The organism is Methyloceanibacter sp. (assembly GCF_051306395.1).
In the GTDB taxonomy this organism is placed as follows: domain Bacteria; phylum Pseudomonadota; class Alphaproteobacteria; order Rhizobiales; family Methyloligellaceae; genus Methyloceanibacter.
The window spans coordinates 1-4280 of the sequence record NZ_JBPPND010000221.1; the positions used below are offsets into that span (position 1 = coordinate 1).

Here is a 4280-nt window from a genome sequence, read left to right on the forward strand (position 1 = left end):
CCATGCATGGCGAGGTGGGCCAGACCCAATTCCTGCCGAAGGCGATTCTGCTTTACGCGGTCGACGGCGACGGTAACGGCCGCATCGATCTCAACTCCAAGGCCGACGCGCTCGCCTCCACGGCGAACTTCCTGCGCGGCCATGGCTGGCGGCCCGGCGCCGGCTATCAGCCGGGCCAGCCCAACTTCGCGGCCATTCAGGGTTGGAACGCCGCGGGCGTCTATCAGCAAACCATCGCCATTGTCGCCCGGCAGATCGACGGCGGCTGATGGCGCGTCGGAAATCATCGACGCGCCCAAGCTCGAGCAGCACGCCGTCGAGCCGCAAGCGTACTGAATTGCCCACCAAGACGCTGGCCACGCAGCTCGGCAAGGTCGTCGCGCTTGTGCTCGTATTCGCGCTCGTGCTGCTCATTCAGCGCTATTGCAGCGTGGAGCCCGAGCCCTTCGGACCCGAAGCCAGGATCGTTTCCATCGACGGGGATACCTTGCGCGCGGGCAACGGCGCGGAGTACCGCATCTTCGCCATCGACGCGCCGGAGCTGAAGCAGACTTGCGAGGAGACCAACGGCAAGGAATGGCTGTGCGGCCGCGCCGCCAAGGTCAGGCTGACCAAGCTGATCAAAGGGGGCGAGGTGACGTGCGCGGTGAAAGACACCGACCGCTTCGGCCGCAACGTCGCCCTGTGCAGCGCGGCCGGCGTGCCCGACATCGGCGAGGCGCTGGTGCGCGACGGCTACGCCATCGATCTTGGCGGCAAGACCGGCTACGCCTATGCGGATGTGGAGCGGGAAGCCCGCGAGGCCAAGCGCGGCATCTGGCGCGGCAGTTTCCAGCGCCCCGCCGAATGGCGCCAGGACCATCCCCGCAACGACTGAGCGCCCAACGACTGAGCGCCTGAGTTTCCGGCGCCGACGAAGCAGCGTTATTGCGCGGGCGCGTGACCTTGCTTGAAGGTCCAGTAGCGGCCCGCGTCGCTCTTCACCGGCGACAGCCGCGAGCGCTTCCCCGGCCGCTTGCCGTGGAGAATGAGATCGCGCAGATCGCCGAGCACGGAGTCTGAATCGGCATAATAGCTGTGGCCGACGAAGTCGGTGCGGATCGCGCTTGCATCGATGGTGTCCACACCAGGGGCAATGGTCACGCCTCCCTCCGTGTCGCCCGCGCGCCGGTAACCGGCAAAGGTCTTGGAGGCCATCAGCGCGTAATCGCCGGACGAGGCGTAGAGTGTCGTACCGCCCTCGCCTGCCAGGATCTTGGGCGCGATATCCCGCGTGAACGTGTCGGCGTCGATATCCGGCGCCGCCAAAATAATCTCGTCGAACTTCTCCCGCATGCTCGGGTCTTCCAGCACGAGTTCCTTCAGCGCGCCGGTCAGCACGCGCGTCCCCATGCTGTGGGCGATGAGGTAGATATTGTCCGCGTCCGACTGTTCGGCGAAGTCCTTCAAGAAATTCTTTAAGTCGAGCCGCGACCACTCGGCATTGGTCTCGTCCACCTTGTAGGAGGCGTAGCTCGCCTGGGACGGCCAGCTATACAGCACCGGCGCGCCGTCGAAGCCGAGGTCGTAGGTCATCTGCGCCGTGCGCCGTGCCGCATCGACAAAGGTGACGTTGTAACCGTGCACGAAGATGAAGGCGGACTTACGGGAAGACTTTCTCACGCGATCGGCGATGTCCTCGAAGAACTTGGTCTTGTCCGTCTCGTCCACCGACAGCAGGACCACGAAGCGGTCCGGATCGTTGCACCATTCGAGCCGCCAAATGGACGGCGCCTCCAGAGCGCCCAAGCGATGATCGCGCGGGATGCTCACCGTCGCCACGCCGAAGGTAAGCGGCCCCCGGTCGCCGCCATAGGTCTGCGCAGGGTCTTTCGCGCCGGTGTTCTTGCGGTCCGTGGCGTAGAACACCTTCACCACCGCATAGGTCGGCTCCTCGCGCGAGAAGGCGAAGCGCCGCTGCACCTGCCGGCCAAGCTTCCGGGCATTGGCGTAGAGCCGCTCCGCCTCCGCGTCGCGCCCCTCCGCCTTGTACACGCCGGCCAGCGCCTCCATGGCGCCGATGGTCTTCTCGTTGCGCCGGCCGAACGCCGCCTTGCGAATCGACAAAGCGCGCTTGAAAGACCTCTCCGCCTCCTTGAGGCGGCCCGCCTTCTGATAGAGACGCCCCAGCGCCTCGGCGCTGTCCGCCACCTCGGGGCTGCGCGGACCGAACACGGCGATGCGGATCTCCAGCGCCTGCTTGAGCAGCGGCTCGGCTTTTAGCAGCTTACCCTGCTGCTCGAAGAGGGACGCGGCCTCCAGCAGCGCCGGCACTATGCCCGGCTGGTTGGCGCCGTAGCGCTCTCTTGACAGGGCAAGGTAATGCTCGGCCAGCCTGGCGGCTTCCGCCGTCCTGCCTTTGGCTTGAAGCTCTTGAATCTCGCGCGGCAGCGCCTCGAGCATACTGACCCCGACGGCCTTGGCTCGAATGGCGTCGATCCGCGCCCCCAAGGCGGCAACCTGCTCGTCGCGGCCTTGCGCCTGATAGAGCCCCACCAGATTGTTCAGGCTGGTGGCGACCAGCGGGTGGTTCGGCCCGAACGCCTCCTCGCGGATGGCAAGCGCCTGCTTGAGCAAGGCCTCGGCGTCCACATAGCGCTGTTGCTTCTTGTAGAGCCAGCCGAGCCAGGTGGCCGCCGTGGCGTACTCAAGACTCTCTTCGCCGGACGCCTCGCGCGCGAGCGTCACGTAACGCTCGGCCAGCGCGATGGCCTCCCCCATATCGCCTTTCGCGGCGAGTTCCGGGATCTGGCGGCTGAACGCGGCGAACGCCTCCGGGCTTTCCGCCCGGGCAGGAGTGCCCGAAAAGATGAAGACGGCTTGCGCGATCAGCGCCAACGCCAAAAGCGCCGACGCCGATCGCGAAGCTTTGCCGAAACGGCAATGGTCAAAACTCATGCACGCCGCCCCTTGGGAGGGAGCGATCGCCGGAGCTGCCCCTTACGCGGCCTTCGCGTAATAGGAATTGAGCTGATTCATCACCTGCTGCTTGTCGAACTCCGCACCCATGGCGAGCATGGCGTCGGCGAAGCGGCTGGTGATCTCAGCGATCTGCTCTGGCGAGAGCTGGTTGAGGATACCGATGCGAACCTGCACCGGCTCTGACAGGGTCGGCCAGATGCCGAACCCTTCCGCACGCGCCCCCTGAACCAGCTCCTTCTCCTTGCCGGCGAGCTTGCCCGGCAAATTCAGCACCACGAGGCTCGGCATGTCCGAGGTAACCTCGCAGCCCATAGCCTCCACAGCCTGGCGCAGCGCCTTCTCGTGGTAGGCGTAGTCGGTCGCCTTGCGGCGGCGGCCGTAGCTCAGAATGATGCGCAGCGCCTCGTGGAAGGCGGCCACCGCGTAGCAAGAATGGGTCTGGTGATAGCCGGGCGTATCCACGTCCTTGCCGTCGACGATGCCCCAATGGCGCGCGTCGAGAATCGGGTGATGCACATAGGTGCGGCAGCCCCGCTTCTTGACCATCTCAATGGCCTTGTCGGTGAAGCTCACCGGCGCATAGGTCAGCGGAAGCGACAGCACGCCCTTCTGCGGACACGACGCCCAGGCGACGATGCCCGGATAATCGTCGATGTTGAAATCGCCCACGCCGAGGCTCGACACGGCATCGCAGATGCCCATGACGCCGTGCTTCACACAAGCATCGGAGAAGCCCTTGAGGTCGTTGATGCGGCCGGAGCCGGTCTCCCAATGGGCCATGAACGCCCACATGGGCTTGTGCTCGGCCAGCGCCTTGTCGACGGTGTCGCCGGTCACCGACTTGCCGTGCGGCGTTTCGACGATGGTCACGCTCGCGGGCTTCGGATTGAGACTGTCGGCGGCCAACTCCTCGGCGGTCGAAGCCTTCATGCGGATGGTCAGGCTGTCGATGCCGGAGAACGTGCCGTTCGGGAAGGTGACGACTTTGTCACCCGGCAGGATCAGGGACAGCACGCAATCCAGCCCCGAGAAGCCCGTGCCGGCCACACCATAGGTGTAGACGTTCTTGGTGCCCCACAGCTCGCGCAGCATCGCCTTGGCTTCCATCATGCCGCGGAGCACGTCCTTCTGCATGTGGTCGGCCACGCCACTCTTGGCGAAACGATCGAGCACGCGCGGGTCGGTGTTCCCCGGTCCGGGGCCGGCGGCAAGGGTCTCGGGGATTTCAAGCGGCAAATATACGGTCATGGAAACACCTCAGCTAACGGTCATTGATCAAGGAAAAGGCGGCACAATCGTCTAGCGGGCCGCGCCGGTTG

General features: G+C 65.4%; 4 protein-coding genes. 2 read left to right on the forward strand and 2 right to left on the reverse strand.

Features of this window, described 5'->3' with window-relative positions:
- On the forward strand, positions 1 to 269 hold a 269-nt coding region (locus tag ACSLE4_RS11475), incomplete at its 5' end, for a lytic murein transglycosylase (protein ID WP_435904579.1).
- Between the two features lie 68 nt (positions 270 to 337).
- A complete protein-coding gene (locus tag ACSLE4_RS11480) occupies positions 338 to 877 on the forward strand; it encodes a thermonuclease family protein (protein WP_435904580.1) in 540 nt (179 codons plus the stop codon).
- A gap of 47 nt (positions 878 to 924) precedes the next feature.
- On the opposite strand, the gene ACSLE4_RS11485 is transcribed toward ACSLE4_RS11480, so the two are convergent.
- Together ACSLE4_RS11485 and ACSLE4_RS11490 are read right to left on the reverse strand one after the other, a co-directional pair.
- Positions 925 to 2937 (reverse strand): alpha/beta fold hydrolase, encoded by a 2013-nt coding sequence (locus ACSLE4_RS11485; protein ID WP_435904581.1) that lies wholly within the window; start codon positions 2935 to 2937, stop codon positions 925 to 927.
- A 42-nt stretch (positions 2938 to 2979) separates the two neighbouring features.
- A complete protein-coding gene (locus tag ACSLE4_RS11490) occupies positions 2980 to 4209 on the reverse strand; it encodes an aminotransferase (protein ID WP_435904582.1) in 1230 nt (409 codons plus the stop codon).
- Positions 4210 to 4280 lie beyond the last annotated feature (71 nt).